This window comes from Vreelandella sp. EE27 (assembly GCF_968206495.1).
On sequence record NZ_OZ309109.1, the window covers coordinates 3,297,590 to 3,312,873 of the forward strand.

General features: G+C 64.8%; 12 protein-coding genes. All 12 read right to left on the minus strand.

The features are described from left to right. Window positions 1-67: 67 nt before the first annotated feature. The 12 genes from tssA to tssC are packed head-to-tail and all read right to left on the minus strand — an operon-like array spanning window position 68 to window position 15,269. Complete coding sequence (gene tssA / locus ACWHVV_RS15455; protein ID WP_447927017.1) at window positions 68-1,552, minus strand: type VI secretion system protein TssA; 1,485 nt, start codon at window positions 1,550-1,552, stop codon at window positions 68-70. Window positions 1,553-1,562: 10 nt separating this feature from the next. Continuing rightward, a complete protein-coding gene (gene vasI / locus ACWHVV_RS15460) occupies window positions 1,563-2,216 on the minus strand; it encodes a type VI secretion system-associated protein VasI (RefSeq protein ID WP_447927018.1) in 654 nt (217 codons plus the stop codon). Continuing rightward, entirely contained in the window at window positions 2,213-3,811 is a 1,599-nt protein-coding gene (locus ACWHVV_RS15465; protein ID WP_447927019.1) for a sigma-54 interaction domain-containing protein, read from the minus strand. Before ACWHVV_RS15465 ends, vasI begins: the two co-directional genes overlap by 4 nt. A 4-nt stretch (window positions 3,812-3,815) precedes the next feature. Beyond that, on the minus strand, window positions 3,816-6,419 hold the full coding sequence (gene tssH / locus ACWHVV_RS15470) for a type VI secretion system ATPase TssH (protein WP_447927020.1): 2,604 nt from the start codon (window positions 6,417-6,419) through the stop codon (window positions 3,816-3,818). 9 nt (window positions 6,420-6,428) lie between these two features. Continuing rightward, window positions 6,429-7,271, minus strand: coding sequence for a type IVB secretion system protein IcmH/DotU (gene icmH, locus ACWHVV_RS15475; RefSeq protein ID WP_447529915.1), 843 nt, complete (start codon window positions 7,269-7,271; stop codon window positions 6,429-6,431). A gap of 3 nt (window positions 7,272-7,274) precedes the next feature. Beyond that, on the minus strand, window positions 7,275-8,609 hold the full coding sequence (gene tssK / locus ACWHVV_RS15480) for a type VI secretion system baseplate subunit TssK (protein WP_447927021.1): 1,335 nt from the start codon (window positions 8,607-8,609) through the stop codon (window positions 7,275-7,277). Beyond that, on the minus strand, window positions 8,609-9,178 hold the full coding sequence (gene tssJ, locus ACWHVV_RS15485) for a type VI secretion system lipoprotein TssJ (protein WP_447927022.1): 570 nt from the start codon (window positions 9,176-9,178) through the stop codon (window positions 8,609-8,611). Before tssJ ends, tssK begins: the two co-directional genes overlap by 1 nt. Beyond that, window positions 9,175-10,566, minus strand: coding sequence for a type VI secretion system-associated FHA domain protein TagH (gene tagH, locus ACWHVV_RS15490; protein WP_447927023.1), 1,392 nt, complete (start codon window positions 10,564-10,566; stop codon window positions 9,175-9,177). The genes tssJ and tagH overlap by 4 nt, the downstream gene beginning before the upstream one ends. Window positions 10,567-10,569: 3 nt before the next feature. Beyond that, window positions 10,570-11,592 (minus strand): type VI secretion system baseplate subunit TssG, encoded by a 1,023-nt coding sequence (gene tssG, locus ACWHVV_RS15495; RefSeq protein ID WP_447529919.1) that lies wholly within the window; start codon window positions 11,590-11,592, stop codon window positions 10,570-10,572. After that, window positions 11,556-13,319 (minus strand): type VI secretion system baseplate subunit TssF, encoded by a 1,764-nt coding sequence (gene tssF / locus ACWHVV_RS15500; RefSeq protein ID WP_447529920.1) that lies wholly within the window; start codon window positions 13,317-13,319, stop codon window positions 11,556-11,558. The genes tssG and tssF overlap by 37 nt, the downstream gene beginning before the upstream one ends. 18 nt (window positions 13,320-13,337) lie before the next feature. Then, complete coding sequence (gene tssE, locus ACWHVV_RS15505) at window positions 13,338-13,769, minus strand: type VI secretion system baseplate subunit TssE (protein ID WP_447529921.1); 432 nt, start codon at window positions 13,767-13,769, stop codon at window positions 13,338-13,340. A gap of 15 nt (window positions 13,770-13,784) precedes the next feature. Then, complete coding sequence (gene tssC / locus ACWHVV_RS15510; protein WP_447927024.1) at window positions 13,785-15,269, minus strand: type VI secretion system contractile sheath large subunit; 1,485 nt, start codon at window positions 15,267-15,269, stop codon at window positions 13,785-13,787. Window positions 15,270-15,284 lie beyond the last annotated feature (15 nt).

Genomic DNA, 15,284 nt, shown 5'->3' on the forward strand with positions numbered 1-15,284 from the left:
CATTAGCCTTTATCCCTCGTCCCTATTGATGATGACCATCGGTTTACCCTGGTGGTACGGTTGGCGTTCACCCCGAGGGGGTCTCCGGCAGCGCGGCTTTCAAACGTGCGATCAGCGAAGGCTCCCACTGCTCCAGCGCCAGCTCGCTGACCGTTTGGTGGAGCGTGACGTAGTGCTGCTGCGCCAGGCTCGAAAGCCCCGCCTCTTCCAAAAGCTCCGCGCTTGCCAGCCGCCAGTAGGCGCTCTCTCTGGGCGAGCGCGCCGCGCCCAGGCCTTGGTCCAACACTTTTAGCGCCGCGCCGGTGTCGTTTTGCGCCAGCGCCTCGCGCGCCTCTTCGAGCCCCTGGTGCCAGGCCTCGCCCCCGCTTTCCGGCGCCGCGCCCCCCTGTTGGGCGCTTTGCAGCCAGCGCGCGGTTTCCTCGTCGACGAACGCGGCGCCGTTATTGAAGGTGAGCGCCTCGATCCCCGGCAGGCGCTGTACGAAGCGCTGGGTTTCATCGCGAATCGCCTCGGCGCAGCGCGGGTGGCCCAGCTGTTTGGCAAGCCCGGCACTCAGCCGGTGGCCTTCCAACCAGTAAGGGCTCACCGCGAGGCTTTTTTCGATTCGCTGCCAAAGGCTTGAATCGCCGCCCTTCGCCAGCGCCTCGCGGTACTCGGCGGTACGGTCCGCCGAGACCGGCGCCAGTTCGGTCTTGCCGTTCTCCCGGGCGCCCGGCAGCGCCTGGATCGTGCTCCAGATCGCGTAGCGGCGAAGGCGATAGACCAGCGGCTCGCCCAGCGACTGCTCGGCCATGAACTCCGCCATGTTGAGCAGGGCCTGGCGGTTGCCGCGCTCGTTGCCGGATTCCAGACGAAGCTCCGGCGCCTTCGCCGCCGGGGCAGCAGTCTCGGGCTGCGCCTGGGCCTGGCCCTGAGATCGAGCGGCGGATGTCGAAGCCCCTTCGCCACCTGGCGAGGCGGGCGTATCGCTGGCCGCCGTGTTCGTTTCCTGGCTCGGGCGCAGGGCGGTCAGTTGGCGAGTCAGCTCGTCCAGCGCCTGGTGGGGCAGTGATTTCTGCGCCACCTGCTGGGCAAGTTCGGCAAGCGATGTTTCGCAGGCCTCGAACTCGTCCTGGGCGTTGTGGAAATCCAGCGTCGCCAGCAGCTTTATACTGCGCTGGATGAACTGCTGAAAAAGCCGGGGGCGCAGTTTGTCGCCGCGCTTGCCGGCGAAGGGATAGGCGCTTTCCCACCAGGGCGCGGCGATGCTGCGGGCCAGCAGGCGAAGCGAGAGCGCAAAGCGCACACCGCTGCCGCCGTGCTGCATGCAGTGCATCAAGTGCCCCAGTACTTTCAAGTCCTTGCCCTGTTCGCTCAGCATGCGAATCGCCAACGTCTCGGCGTTTTCCCAGTCGATGCTGGCGTGCTGGAGCGAGCCGATCTTCATCATCTCCTCGTCCAGGGTCAGGTAGTGGTTGCTGTCCTCGACCGGCACGCCCACCGGCGCACCCTCGGCGTTCTCGGGAAGCGGCGCCAGCAAGGGCTCGAGCTGCGATTCTGCGGTAATTTGCATGAACCTCCCCTTACCAGCCGCACGCGTCGCGCAGCGGGTCGATGACCTCGCGCAGACCCGAGACATCGAAGCGCAGCCCATCGAGTTCGGCCAGGTCGCTTTGCAGCGTGACGGCGCCGGTACCCAACAACTGGCGAAGCGTCTCGATGGCGGGCAGCCCGCGCCCGCCGCTGACCACGCGGCCGCCGTCGCGCACGCGCCACTGCTGAGGGATAGAGCCGTTGTCGCCGACCAGCCGTACATCCACCCGCGCCTGACTAAGCGGTGCGGGCAGGTGCAGCTGGAAACGCGTGATCCACTTTTCACAGGCCAGTACCATCACCGGCCGCGGCGGCGTGGTGCCCAGCGCCGGCACGCTGATCAGAATAGTGTCCGCGGTGGTGTTGGCGATCAGCCCCATGTCGTCGTCACCGCGGCCCGCTTCCTGGCGTTCGACCGCGTACCAGAGCGCGGGCAGCTCGCCCTGCTCCTGGGTGGTCGTCGCCTCCAAAAACAGCGCGTCGTAGCAGTTGAGCCGCTCGAGGCGCGACGCCTCCTCAGTGCACGCCTGGGCGCTATCCAGCAGCGCCTCGGGCGCCTGGGCCTTCACGCCGGCACTTGCCAATAAGCCCAGCAGCAGCAAGGCGCTGCCCGGCCATCGGCGTTTTAACAGCATCACGTTCATTTGGTATCCAGCTCCAGTAGCTGACATTTGTGCGCCAGGGTTCGCTTGGGTAGCCCCAGACTTTCCGCCGCCTGCGCCCGGTTGCCGCCGAAGCGTTGCAGCCGCTTGCGAATGATCGTCGACTCGATTTCACGCAGCGCCTGGCGCAGATCGTCGATTTCGCTTTCCAGCACGGCGTCGCCGGATGGGGCCTGGTTGGCCTCTTCGGTTGGCAGCGCGGGCGTATCGTCCGGCGCTTGCTCGCCGGGCAGCATGGCGGCGTCGATATCCGCCCCCTGGGGGGTCATGGCGCAGGCATAGTCGATCACGTTTTTAAGCTCGCGCACGTTGCCCGGGTAGGCGCGGCGGTGTAAAAGCCGCAGCGCCGCCGGGGTGATGCCCATCTCTTCGCGCGCCTCGCGGCTGCAGAAGTCGCGAATGAACGAGCGGGCCAGGGTTTCGATATCGTCGCGGCGGCTGGCCAGCGGCACCAGGGTGATCGGAAACTGCCCTAGCCGGTAGTAAAGGTCCGCTCGAAAGCGCTGCTCCTTGATCTGCTCGCGCAGCGGCTGATGCGTGGCCGCCACCAGGCGCAAATCGGCGCAGCGCTCGTCGGTCGAACCCAGCGGCCGGTAGCGCCCGCTCTCCAGTACGCGTAAAAGCTTGGCCTGTAGCGCCAGCGGCATGTCGCCGATCTCATCGAGAAACAGCGTGCCGCCGTGAGCCTTGGCGATCAGCCCTTCGCGGGGTTGGTCGGCGCCGGAGAACGCGCCCTTGATGTGGCCAAAGAGCTCGGACTCCAGCAGCGTTTCGGGGATCGCCGCGCAGTTGATCGCCATGAAGGATTCGCGGGCCCGGCCGGAAAGCTCATGAATGGCCTGGGCGACGCGGTCCTTACCGGTGCCGGTTTCACCTTGTAGCAGCACCGCCAGGTTGGTTTCCGCGGCGCGCACCACCTGGCTTCTCAGCGCCTGCATGGCGGCGGACTGGCCGAGAATCTGCTCGCCGAGGCGATTGGCAAGGCTTTGCCGGCGGGCGCCGTCGTTGAGCTTGGCCAGCGAATCCTGCAGTACTCGGGAGCGTTGGCGCTCGCCGTGCTCCCGCGCCAGGCGTGCCCACAAACGACATAAAAGCGCCTCGAACGCGGCCATACCGGCTTCATCAAAAAGCGCGTCCAGCGCCTCGGGCTCGCCGGCCAGGAGCAGCACGCCCAGCCATTCGCGCCGGCCATCCAACGCCCGGAGCGGGCGAAGGCGTAGCTGGCGGCGGGTGGCAAGTGACGCGATCTGGCCCTGAAAGCCCGGGTGGTCCAGGCGCAGGCGGGCATCGCTGACGCTCAGGCTGAGCGCGCTGTCGTTACGCACGACGTGGGCGTAGGGGTGGCTGAAGTCGCCGCAGTCGAACTGCGTGTCGAGGCCGTCCCGGCCCAGCCAGCGTCCGCTGCCGTCGATATACAGACACTCCGCCGCGTCCACGCCCGGGCAGTCGCGCAAAAGCCTGGCCGCTTGCTTGCGCAGCGCGGAAAGCGACGCGCTCTCCACCAGCGTCAACGCCAGCGGCATGGCCGCAAGCGCTGCACTGGGCAGGCCGGTTAACGAGCGTGCGGGAAGCGTCATGGCGTCAGGCGACCTCGGCGGTGAAGCGGTCGTGCTCACTATCGACCCCCAGCACCACGCTCGACACCGCTTCGCGGCGCGCCATGCGCTCCAAAAGCGCCCGGGAGAGCGGCGGCAACAGTTCGCCGTCGATCACCGACTCGAGCATACGCGCGCCGTTTTCGCTGCGCGTGGCGCGAATGCAGATCGCCTCCAGTAGCGCGTCGTCCAGCACCACCTCGGCCTGGCGGTGGCGGGCCCGAATGCGCCCGGCCAGGGTGTCGAGCTTGGCGCGCACGATCTCGCGCAGCGTCTCGCCCTCCAATGGCAGGTAGGGCACCACCTCCATGCGTGCAAGCAGTGCCGGCTTGAAAAACGCCGCCAGCACCGGATAAAGCGCTTGGTCGAGGGCGGCCGGGTCGCGGCGGTGCTCGTTGATCGCTTCATAGCCCAGGTTGGACGTGAGGAAGAACAGCACGTTCTTGCAGTCGATCAACCGCCCTTCGCCGTCGGCCAGCTCGCCCTTATCGAACGCCTGGTAGAACAGATTCAGCACGTCCGGATGAGCTTTTTCGACTTCGTCGAGCAGTACCACCGAGTAAGGCCGTTTGCGGATCGCCTCGGTCAACAGACCGCCTTCGCCGAAGCCGACGTAGCCCGGCGGCGAGCCGATCAGCCGCGAGACCGTGTGCTTTTCCTGGTACTCGGACATGTTGATGGTGGTGAGGAATTCGCGACCGCCGTAGAGCTGCTCGGCGATCTGCACCACGGTTTCGGTTTTGCCCACGCCGCTGGGCCCGGCGAGCAAAAACGCGCCCAGCGGCCGCCCCGGGCGGCGAAGGTCCGCCCGGGCGGTCAGCAGATGACGATGGATACGCTCGATCGCGCTGTCCTGGCCCTTGATCAGCTCGCCCAGATGCTCGGGGAGCTCGGTCAGGCGGGTGAGCTCGTCGCTAGTCATGCGCTCGACGGGCACGCCGGTCCAGTCGCCGATGACCTGGGCGATCTGCGCCTCTTCGACACTGGGATTGACCAGCGCAAAGCTTTGCTGGAGCTCTCTGAGCGTTGCCTCGCGCTCGGCAAGCTCGGCGTGTAGCGCCGAGGCTTCGCCGTTTTCGTCAGCATCGAGCAGCTGGCGGTGGAGCGACACGATAGCGTCCACGCATTCGCGCTGGGCCTGCCATGCCGCTTCCAGGGTGGCAAGCTCCTCTTCGAGCCCGGCCAACTGCTCGGCCAACGCCTCGCTCTGGGCGCTGTCCGGGGTGCGGCCCAAAAGCGTCTCCCGGGCCAGCTGGTCGCGCTCGCGAAGCGCCGCGGTATGCGCGCTTTTCAGGTGGCTTAGCTGGCGCGGCGGTGTTTCCAGCGCCTGGGCCAGCCGCGTGCAGGCGGTATCCAGCACGTCGATCGCTTTGTCCGGCAGTTGGCGCCCGGCCAGGTAGCGCGCCGAGAGCGCGGCGGCGGCGCGCAGGCCGCTGTCGCCGATCAACACGTTATGGGCGCGCTCGTAGACATCGCGCAGGCCACGCAGTATCACCAGCGCCTGCTCGACGCTGGGCTCGCTCAGCGCCACGGGCTGGAAACGCCGCGACAGCGCCGGGTCCTTCTCGAAATACTTTTTGTACTCGCGCCAGGTGGTGGCGGCGATAGTGCGCAGCTCCCCACGGGCCAGCGCCGGTTTGAGCAGGTTGGCCGCATCGCCGCCGCCCTCCTGATTGCCGGCACCGATCAGCGTGTGGGCTTCGTCGATGAACAAAAGCGTGGGGCGCGCGGCATTTTTGACTTCGTCGATCACCGCTTTGAGGCGTTTTTCGAACTCGCCCTTGACCGCCGCGCCGGCCTGCAGCGCCCCCAGGTCGAGGTTCAAGAGTTCGACCCCGCTGAGCGCGGAAGGCACCTGCCCGGCCACGATACGTGCGGCCAGGCCTTCGACCACCGCGCTTTTGCCCACCCCGGCGTCGCCGATCACGATGGGGTTGTTCTTACGCCGCCGCCCCAGGATATCGAGCATTTGGTCGATTTCCGGGTCGCGGCCGAGCACCGGGTCGAGCTCGCCGTTGCGCGCCTGCTCGGTGAGCGAGGTGGCAAAGCGGGCCAGCGCGCTATCGTCGCCGGCGGGCGCCGCTTTCGAAGGCTCTTGAGAGGCGTCCTTGGGGGCTTCGGCGGAATCCGCGGTGAGCGTATCAAGCCCCCTGCGCAGGCTCTCCCGGTTGATCTCTGCCAGCAGCCGCCTCGAGCCCTGGCCCAGATAGCGCTCCGGGGTATGTAAAAGCGCGGTGAAGATCGCGCCGCTTCGCAGCGTGCGGTGCTGGTACTCGGTGGCGGCCAGAAGCCAGGCGTCCTGCAAAAGCTCGATCAAAAGCGGCGAGAAGCTGGGCGTGGCGACCTCGGTGCTGCGCGGCGGCCGTGTCTCTTCGGCAAGCAGCGCGCGCAGCGCGTCGCTGTCTACCTCGAGGCGCTCACAGAGCACGCGCACATCACAAAGTGGCTGGTCGAGCAGCGCCTGGAGAAGATGGCCGACGCTCACTTCCGGAGCCTGCTGCTGGGCGCACAGCACCGCGGCCTGCTCGAGTCCCTGGCGGGCGATGGTATTGAGGCGGTCGATGAGCGCGGGTAGCTCTACCCTGAGCATGGTGTTCTCCTAGCGGTACAGTTGGTTGAGAAGCGTGGTGATCTGCTCGGCCTGCTGGTCGAGCGACCAGGCAAAGCCCAGATACACCGCCACCATGGCCGCGCCGAACAGCGCGAAAATACCCCAGATGGGAAAGTTGGCGCCGCGGTGGCGCTGATGGCCCTGCACCACGTTGTCCAGCGGCTGGGTCAGGGTGTCCTCGACGGCAGGCTCTAACGCCGACAGCTGGTCGCCCAGCGCACGCACGATCTGTTCGTACTCGTCGCGCCCGTGGGACATGACCCGGTAGCGCCCCTCGAACCCCAAACAGAGGCAGAGATAGATAAAGGCGAGCATGTCCCGGTAGCGCTTGGGCTCCTGTTGAAGCCGCGCCAAAATGGAGAAGACCTTCTCGCCGCCCCAGGTTTCGTTGTGAAAGCGGGTCAAAAGCGAGTGCTCCGCCCACTTGCTTTGGCGCCCCCAGGGCATACCCATCACCGCCTCGTCGATGAACGAGCAGAGCACGTAGCGGTAGGCTAAAAGCGTGGCGCGGTCGTAGCCCTGCTCGGTGAGCTCGATCTCGATGGCGGCGATCTCGTCGACGACCTGGCGATAGAGGCGCTCGACATCGGACACGTTGTCGAGCTGGCGCACCCGGACCACCATGCCCAAAAGGCTGCCCGCGGCGTCGACCAGCGGGTTGAGGTTATGGCCGCGCAGCTTGAACCAGTAGTCTTCGTCGGCGTCGAGCTGACCGGCGTGGCTATGGATGAGATGCTCCAGGCCACGCTCGTTGATCAGGTCCTCGTGGCGGCCTTTGGACGCCTCCCGTCGACCCCCGGGGTGCTGTTCTTCAGTGACAAGCTGTTGCATGGCTTAACTCCTGATCGCCCAGAACTGCATTTCCAGACCGGGGAAATCGCCGGCCACGTGGAACGCAAAACCGCTGGCACCTTCGAGCATGCCCCAGGCCTCGCTTTGGCGGTCCAGCTGGAAGTAGGTGTAGCCGGCGTGGTAAGGAAGCTCCCGCGGGGCCACCGGCAGCGGCTCCAGCGGAATGCCGGGCAGCTGCAGGCTGATGAGATCGCGAATGCGCTCGACGCTGGCCACCTTGGTCTGCTGCAAGAAGAGCTTGCGCAGCCGCTCGCCGGGCATGTCCGCGCGCACCGCGAGAATGAACTCGGCGGTTTCGATCAGACTGGTATCGGAAAGCGGCGCCACCAGCAGGCCAAAACGACGCGCCTGGAGTTGGATGGCCACCGCGCGCGGCTCCAGCACCGTCGAGAGCGCCTGGCGCAGCATCTTCATCAGCGGGCGGAAGGCGCGATCCGGGTGGTCGTGGTCGTAGGCCGGGCACTCCGGGGGCAGGCGCGACTCGTCGGTAAACGTCACCAGCTCACAGGACACTTCGTGCATGGTGTCGTAGAGGCGCTCCGGGTGGAGCTGGCCAAGCCTGGCCAGGTGTTGAAAGCGCGGCTGGGCGCGGTTCAAAAGCTGTAGCAGCATGAAGTCCGACACGTCCGCCACCCCGGCCTGATGCGGCGTAGAGAGGCGCTGGGCGATATTGCGCGCCCGCTCGCGCATCAAGCCCGCCATCTCACCGACGAAGCGCTGCAGGCTGGGCGCGGCCTGAACGTTCATCAAGGTGGGCAGGAAATGCTCGTCCAGCACCAGGCTTCCGTCCGGGCGGCGCTCGACGATGCGCGCCACCGCCAAACAGGCGTAGCCGCTGCGGTCGTCGCGCTCCAGCAGCAGCCGCGGCGACACCCGGGCTACGTCCAGATCTGCCGTGGCGCCCTCCTGGGAGTGCAGGTCGCGCACGCTGCGCGTGGTCATGCGATAGCGCGCCGGCAGGTCGTCTTCGGGCCAGCGCACCTCGCCCACGCCGTCGGTGGCCAGCGGAATCCCCAAATAGACGACCTGGTTGGTGATGCTCGAGTCACTGATCTCCAGGGGCGCAGGTTCGGTATCGTCGCTTGGCAAATGAAACGCCACGCCGTCGGGCATGACGCCGACGGCCCGGCTGATGGCGACCCTGCCAAAGCTCAAGAACTCGTTGTTCAGCTCCAGGCTGAGAAAGCCATACAGATAGTGGCTAACGCCTTGCAGGCGCGTATCCAAAAGCCCTTCCAGGCTTCGCTGCTGCTGCTGGAAATGCTGGGGCTTGATAAACAGCCCTTCGCTCCATACCACACGATTTCGGCTGGCCATTAGTCCTCCTTCCTTAGTTCTACTTCGCTCTCCCGAAGGTGAACCAGCAGGTGGTAGTGTTCGGCGCGGCTTCTCACCTTCACGACCTTTTTCCACTCGGCCTCGTTGGGCGTGGCGTAAAAGGCGATGAGGCCGATGTAGCGCGTCTCTTCGTCGATCTCGAACGGCTCATAGAATTTCCACTGCCCGGGGAGCAAGGTGAAGTCATCGTGGGTGAGATAATTGGTACCCAGCGCTTCTTCCATATCCTCGCTTAGCTGGATAATGTCGGCGGCCATGAGCATCGAGTCGTCTTTCAACTGGAGCACCTGAAAGCGCAGCGGCGTGCCTTCGCCCTCCACGTTGGGGTTCACGTTGGACTCGGCGATCATGCTCAGATCGACAAGCGTCGGGCGGTCTTCCGGGTAACCCACGGGCGTCGACGGGTCGCGCATGATCTCCCAGGTCTTGCCGGCGGCCTCCCGCGTAGAGGCGCAGCCGGCAAACAGCAGGCAAAGCACCAGCACGCCGATCAGCCGCGCGAGGTTCACGGTGGCCGCCGGGGCGGGAAATTGGGGGGCTGCGCTCATGGCTGCTCCCGCTGCTGCTGACGGACGGACTGGTCGTAGGCCTGCTCGAATACTTCCCAGAAGAGCTTTTGAAAGCCCTGCTGGCGCCCGGAATTGAGCTCGCGGTAGTAGTGCTGGTACATCTGCCAGGCCCAGCCGTCTTCGTCTTCGATCCGGTTACCCGCGCCGCGGTAGGCGTGAAAGCGCTTCAACAGCGCCTCGGGCGAGAACGCATCGAGAATGGCGCCAAGGGCCTGGCCGATCGCCTCTTCCACGGCGTGCTGGTGCTGGCCCTGATGGCGCAGGCTTTCGGCGACCGCTTCGGGGGCGGAGAGATGCACGTAGCTGCGCTGGGCCGAGAACATGGTTTCGGCGGTCTCCTCAAAAGAGAGCCCTAGGCGCAGCGGGTTGTCTTCGATCGGCTGCAGGCGGCGGTCGCGCAGCGGGTACTTGCTGTCGTTTTGTGACTGCTGCAGGGTGCGCAGGCCATCGATGGTGGCGCGCAGGGTTTGGCCGGCCTCTTCCAAAAACGCCTGCTGTTCGCCGCTATCGCGAAAAGGCAGGTCGAAGCCCAGCCCTCGAAGCAGCGGGTCGGCGCCTACGTGGCTCAGCGACTGGGGCGTCGGTTTTTGCCAGCGATCCTCCAACTGCTCGCCTACAGAGCGCTCCAGGTCGTCCAGTTGCCGCTCATCCATGTCACTGCTCCTCTGCTTGTTCGTGCCGGTCAAGGGTTTGATATCGGGAAGGCGTACCGCTTCTTCGCGGGGCTCGCGCTGCCCGTTGCTGTTGTGCTGGCTATAGTGCTGGCGCTGGGCGAAGGGCATCGCCTCCAGCGGTTCGATGTCCCGGGCGCTGGGCTCGCCTTCGTCCAGCGCCGCCATGGGGTCGTGCTTGAGCGAGCCGGGAATCACGCCGCCCAGCGCCTCGATCGGGTCTTCGCGCTGATCAAAGCGCTCGGGCTGGGCGGGCTGTTCGCTTCGCCGGGGCCCCGTGCCGCCGTCCCGGGTGACGTCTTCCTGCTCTTCGTCGACCAGGGTGGTCAGCGAGTGCACGCCGGGCTGCCAGGCGTGGCGATTCCCCATGTGGATCTTAAGCCGGTAAACACCCACGGTTAGCTCGTCGCCGTCGCGCAGGGCCACCTTACGATTACGCCCTACCGGCAGCGTGGCGCGGTTGATGAAGGTCTGGCCGCTGGCATCCACCAGGCAGAACTTGCCGTCGATTTTGGTGATCTCGGCGTGACGCGACTGGATCTCGCGCGCCTGGTCCTGCAGCAGCCAGTCGTCCTGGCCGCCGCTGCCAAGTGTCCCCCCATCGCTATGAAAGACATGGCTGCTGGAGGAGCGGCCTTCGAGCTGTTCACTGTTCAAAACCACCAGCGTTATGGCGTCAAACGGGTCGGCTTGCATGATTTAACTCGTCATTTGAATGCGTACGCGGCGGCGCGTGCTTTCTTCGCCGCCCTCGGGGTCGACGAACGTGGTCCAGCCCAGCTGGCACGAGCCAGCATCACCAAGGCGCATGGGCTTTACCGCGCTCTCCAACAGTTCGAGCTCCAGGTCGTAGGCCAGCGGCTCGCGCAGCACGAAGCTCACCAGGGTTTTCAGCGGGTCGTGCTCCTGGCCGTCGGGCAAAAAGTCGCGAAACCGCTCGAGACTCAAGCCGCGCAGGCAGAGCGCAAACTTACCCTGCACGTCGGCCACGCGCTCGCCAGCCACGACATCCTCACCCAGTGTCATGCCGCTCATTCCGGTACGGCTTCGCTGATCCAGCGGGATCTCGACCCAGCGCTTGACCCACTGTTCGATCTCGACCTGCTCCAGATCGAAGCAGTGGCTGACGATGCCGCACACCACCTCCGGCGAGCGCGAGCGCCCGGCCAAAAGCCCGGCGTAGGCGAGCATCTTGCTCCAGTTGATCGGCGTTTCGCCGCGCAGGTTGGCGTCGGCCAACCCCACCAGCGCAAACACCGAGGCCGAGAAGCCATCTTCGGCGTTATCCTGGTAGCGCACGTAGTGGCGGTACTTGCGCCAGTTACGGTGCATCAACGTCAATAGACGGTGATTGAAGAAATCCAAAAACGCCCCGGCGTTGCCCTCCTGGTGGGCCGACTCGTGGGCCAGCGCCTCCAGGTAGTAGCTCGGCAGCGGCGACTGCGAACCCTGCAGGCCCAGAAAGCTCACTTCCATGGCGTACTGGCCGTGCTCATCGAGGCCCAGCGCGAGTACGTCGCTGCCGGGAAAGCCCAGCGAAGCCGAGCTCTTGTAGCGCACCCGCGAAAACACGGGCACGCTACCGCCAGGCCGCTGCTCCAGGTCGTCGCCGTGACGGTGATGCAGAAGCTCTACCAATTGAAAAAAATCAAAGCGCCGCGCCCGGTTCAAAAGCGGCGCCAGCGCTACATCAGGGGCTGCTGCCCCGCTTGTGAGCTCCATACGTAACGCTCTTGGTTATGCCGGTTGATGACCTGCAACTCGTGAAAGGAGTTGATGCTGGCGTAAAGCGATAAAAAGCGCGCGAGGACACTACCGAACAGGTACAGGCTGCCTTCATCGCCAAACGCGTCCTGGTCCAGGGTCATCACCGAGCGCAAACCGCGCACGGGCATGCCCCGGCGCAGCCGGTCCACCGGCTGCGTATCGATCTCGATAATGCCGTCCAGGCGTTTTTGCGCGACGCGCTCGGCCTGGCGGTCCACCAAAGCGCGAAAATCGTAGGCCTTGAGGACCGAGCAGAGCGCGTCGCGGCTGAGTAGCGACAGGTAGTTGAGCGACAGGTTGGAAATCAATGTCCACAGCAGCCCGTCGTCGATCGCCGGGCGCAACACCGGGGTCGGCCGGGTCACGTTGCGAAAGCTTGCGAAGGTGGGGCTATTCTGGGTCTCCACGCAGATATCGCCCACGGTCAACTGCTCGGGGAGCTCGCGGTTGCTGCAGGTCAGGCCCAGCGATATCGTCTCGCGCCGCCCAAGGCAGAGCGCTTCGTCGCCGCGTACCAGCGAGATATCGTGATCGAACCCGTCGCCGCGCATGCTGGTGCGCACCCGCGTCCGGAAATAGAGCGAGTCGCGCCCACGGTCGCGCTCGATCTGGTGCTGGAAGCTCTCGAAGGGAACATAGCGGCGCTGGCCGTTTTGGGCACCGCTTCCCGCCCCTTCCAGCCGCCCAACCACGTCGTCCACGCTAAACACCTCGAAGTGCGACGGCGCCTTGCTGCTTGGGCGAATACGGTACTCGCTGCGCTCGCCGGTCAAATCGACCGGTTCGGCATCGTGCTCGAACAGGTTGATGGCCGGGGCACAATAGAGCGCCAGGTGTTCATCCTGAAGGCGCGCATCGGTGGGCAGCGGGCGCGAGAATACGAAGCGCAGCGTCACCTTCTCGGCGGTTTTCGCAGGTAGCGCGCCGCCCAGGCCATGCACATCGAAAAAATGAAATGCCTCGGGAAAGCACAGGTACTCCTGCAAAATGCGATAGCCCTGGTGCACGTTGCGCGGGTAGGGCAAAAGCGCCTGGTCGGGCTCGAAGCCCACCGGGCGCAGGGCACTTGCCGGAAGCGTCTGGCGCTGGCCGTCGATCTCGAGCTCCAACCGGCCCAGGTAGTGGCTCATCCACAGATAGAGCGTGCGCGCGGTGTAGCCGTCGCCGCCCAGATAAAGACGCAGCGCCTCTACGCCGAGCTCGTTCATGGGCTGGTCGCTGTGCACGTCCATGGCCAGCTCGACGATCGAGGATTCGCGAGTATGGCGAGCGGTGACGCCCGCGTGGGCCAGCGGGTAGAGCGCCACATCGTGGCAGGTACGAAACAGGCAGGCGGTGCCTTCGACCGGTGTGCTCGAAAGCTCGGTACCGCGGGCCACGCTTTGCTGCTGACTGAGCACGTGCCAGACCGGGGTGAACTGTACCACCGCCATGCTCGGCACCGGACGCAGGTAGTTCGGCCATAGCATGCTGATCAGCGAGTGCGTCAGCTCCGGGAATTCGTCTTCCACCTTTTCGCGCATTCGCCCGGTCAGAAAGGCAAACCCTTCCAGCAGCCGCTCGACGTCCGGGTCGGTGCTTCGCTCGGACAGAAACCGGCTAAGGCCCGGGTTCGCCTCGGCAAACTCACGGCCCTGACGCTTGAGGAAGTTAAGTTCGTCGCGGTAGTAGCGGTTGAGCATGAATGCCTTCCCGCGCGATCAGTTCATACACTGATAGCGCTTGTTGTTGAGCAGCAGATCGATCGTGGCCTGGGCGCTATCGTGGCCAAGCGCGACGGTGGCGTGCACTTGAAAACGCAGCTGCAAGGGGTCGCCGCCGTTAGGCAGCGACTCCACTTCCACCCGCTTTACCCGGGGCTCGAAGCGTTCGATGCATTGGCGGATCGCCTGCTTGATATTGAGCTCCAAATCCAACACGCCGATGGTGGCGTCGTTGAAATCCAAAAGCCCCAATTCCGGTGCACAGGCGCTGTTGCCGGGGTGGCTGTTGAGAAGCTCTACCAAGTGGCGTTTGATCGACTCCACCACCTCACCGAGCCGGGTCTCTTCCGAGCGCTGATCCGGCTGGTGAGGGGCCGCCAAGCGCTCGAACAATCGGCTGCCTAAACGCCCATTGCTTTGCGTGGCCATAGCGCGTTACTTCCCTTATTCCTTGTCGAGACGCCCGACCAGGGAGAGTTCGAAGTTCGCGCCCATGTACTTGAAGTGCGGACGTACCGACATCGATACCTGGTACCAGCCCGGCTCGCCTTCGACATCCGAGACCTGAATCGAGGCGGCGCGCAGCGGACGACGGCTACGTACATCGGAAGGCGGATTTTCCTGGTCGGCCACGTACTGGCGAATCCAGGCGTTGAGCTCGCGCTCCAGGTCCTGGCGCTCTTTCCAGGAACCGATCTGCTCGCGCTGAAGCACCTTCACGTAGTGCGCCAGGCGGTTGATGATGAACATGTAAGGCAGCTGGGTGCCCAGTTTGAAGTTGGTCTCCGCGGCCTTGCCTTCGGTAGTGTTCGGGAACACCTTGGGCTTTTGCACCGAGTTGGCCGAGAAGAACGCGGCGTTGTCGCTGCCCTTGCGCATGGTCAGCGAGATGAAGCCCTCTTCGGCCATCTCGAACTCGCGCCGGTCGGTGATCAACACCTCGGTCGGAATTTTTGCCTGAAGCTGGCCGAAGGCCTCGTAGGTATGCACCGGCAGGTTTTCCACCGCGCCGCCGCTTTGCGGGCCGATGATGTTCGGGCACCAACGGTACTTGGCGAAGCTGTCGGTCAAACGCTCGGCGAGCAGGTAAGCGGTGTTACCCCAAAGGTAGTGCTCGTGGTTCTCGCTGACCGTTTCGCGGTAGTTGAAGGTCTTGACCGGGTTTTCGATCGGATCATAGGGCGTACGCAGCAAAAAGCGCGGCGCGGTCAGGCCCAGATAGCGCGCATCTTCGGACTCGCGCAGGCTGCGCCAGCGGGCGTATTTCGGCCCTTCGAAGATGGCTTTGAGATCTTTGATGTTGGGCAGCTCTTCGAAGCTGTCGACGCCGAAGAACGAAGGCGCCACCGACGACATGAAGGGCGCGTGCGCCATCGCGCCGACCGCCGAGGTGTACTGCAAAAGCTTCATGTCCGGCGTGGAAGGCGAGAAGTCGTAGTGTCCGATGATACCGGCAACGGGCTCACCGCCGAACTGGCCATACCCGGCGTTATAGACGTGATGATAAAGACCGCTCTGGCTAACTTCCGGGGCGAATTCGAAGTCTTCCAGAAGCTCCTGCTTGGTGGCGTGCAGCACATCGAGCTTGATGTTTTCGCGAAAGTCGGTGCGGTCGACCAGAAGCTTCAAACCTCGCCACGCGGACTCGAGCTGCTGAAACTCCTGGTTATGCAGCACTTCGTCCACTTGATGGCTGATCTTGCGATCGAGCTCGACGATCATGTTGTCCACGATCGACTTGTTCACCTTGGGCGCTGCGTTGTCATCCGCCAACAGCTGGGAAATAAAGGCGGCAACCCCTTGCTTGGCCACATCGTAGCCTTCATCGGCCGGGGCCATGCGGGTTTGCGCCATGACCTGGTCCAGCAGCGACGCCTCTTCGGTTTCTGTCTGAACCGCCTGGGACTGATCTTTAACCGTCTTGCTCATCGTTTCGTCTCGCAC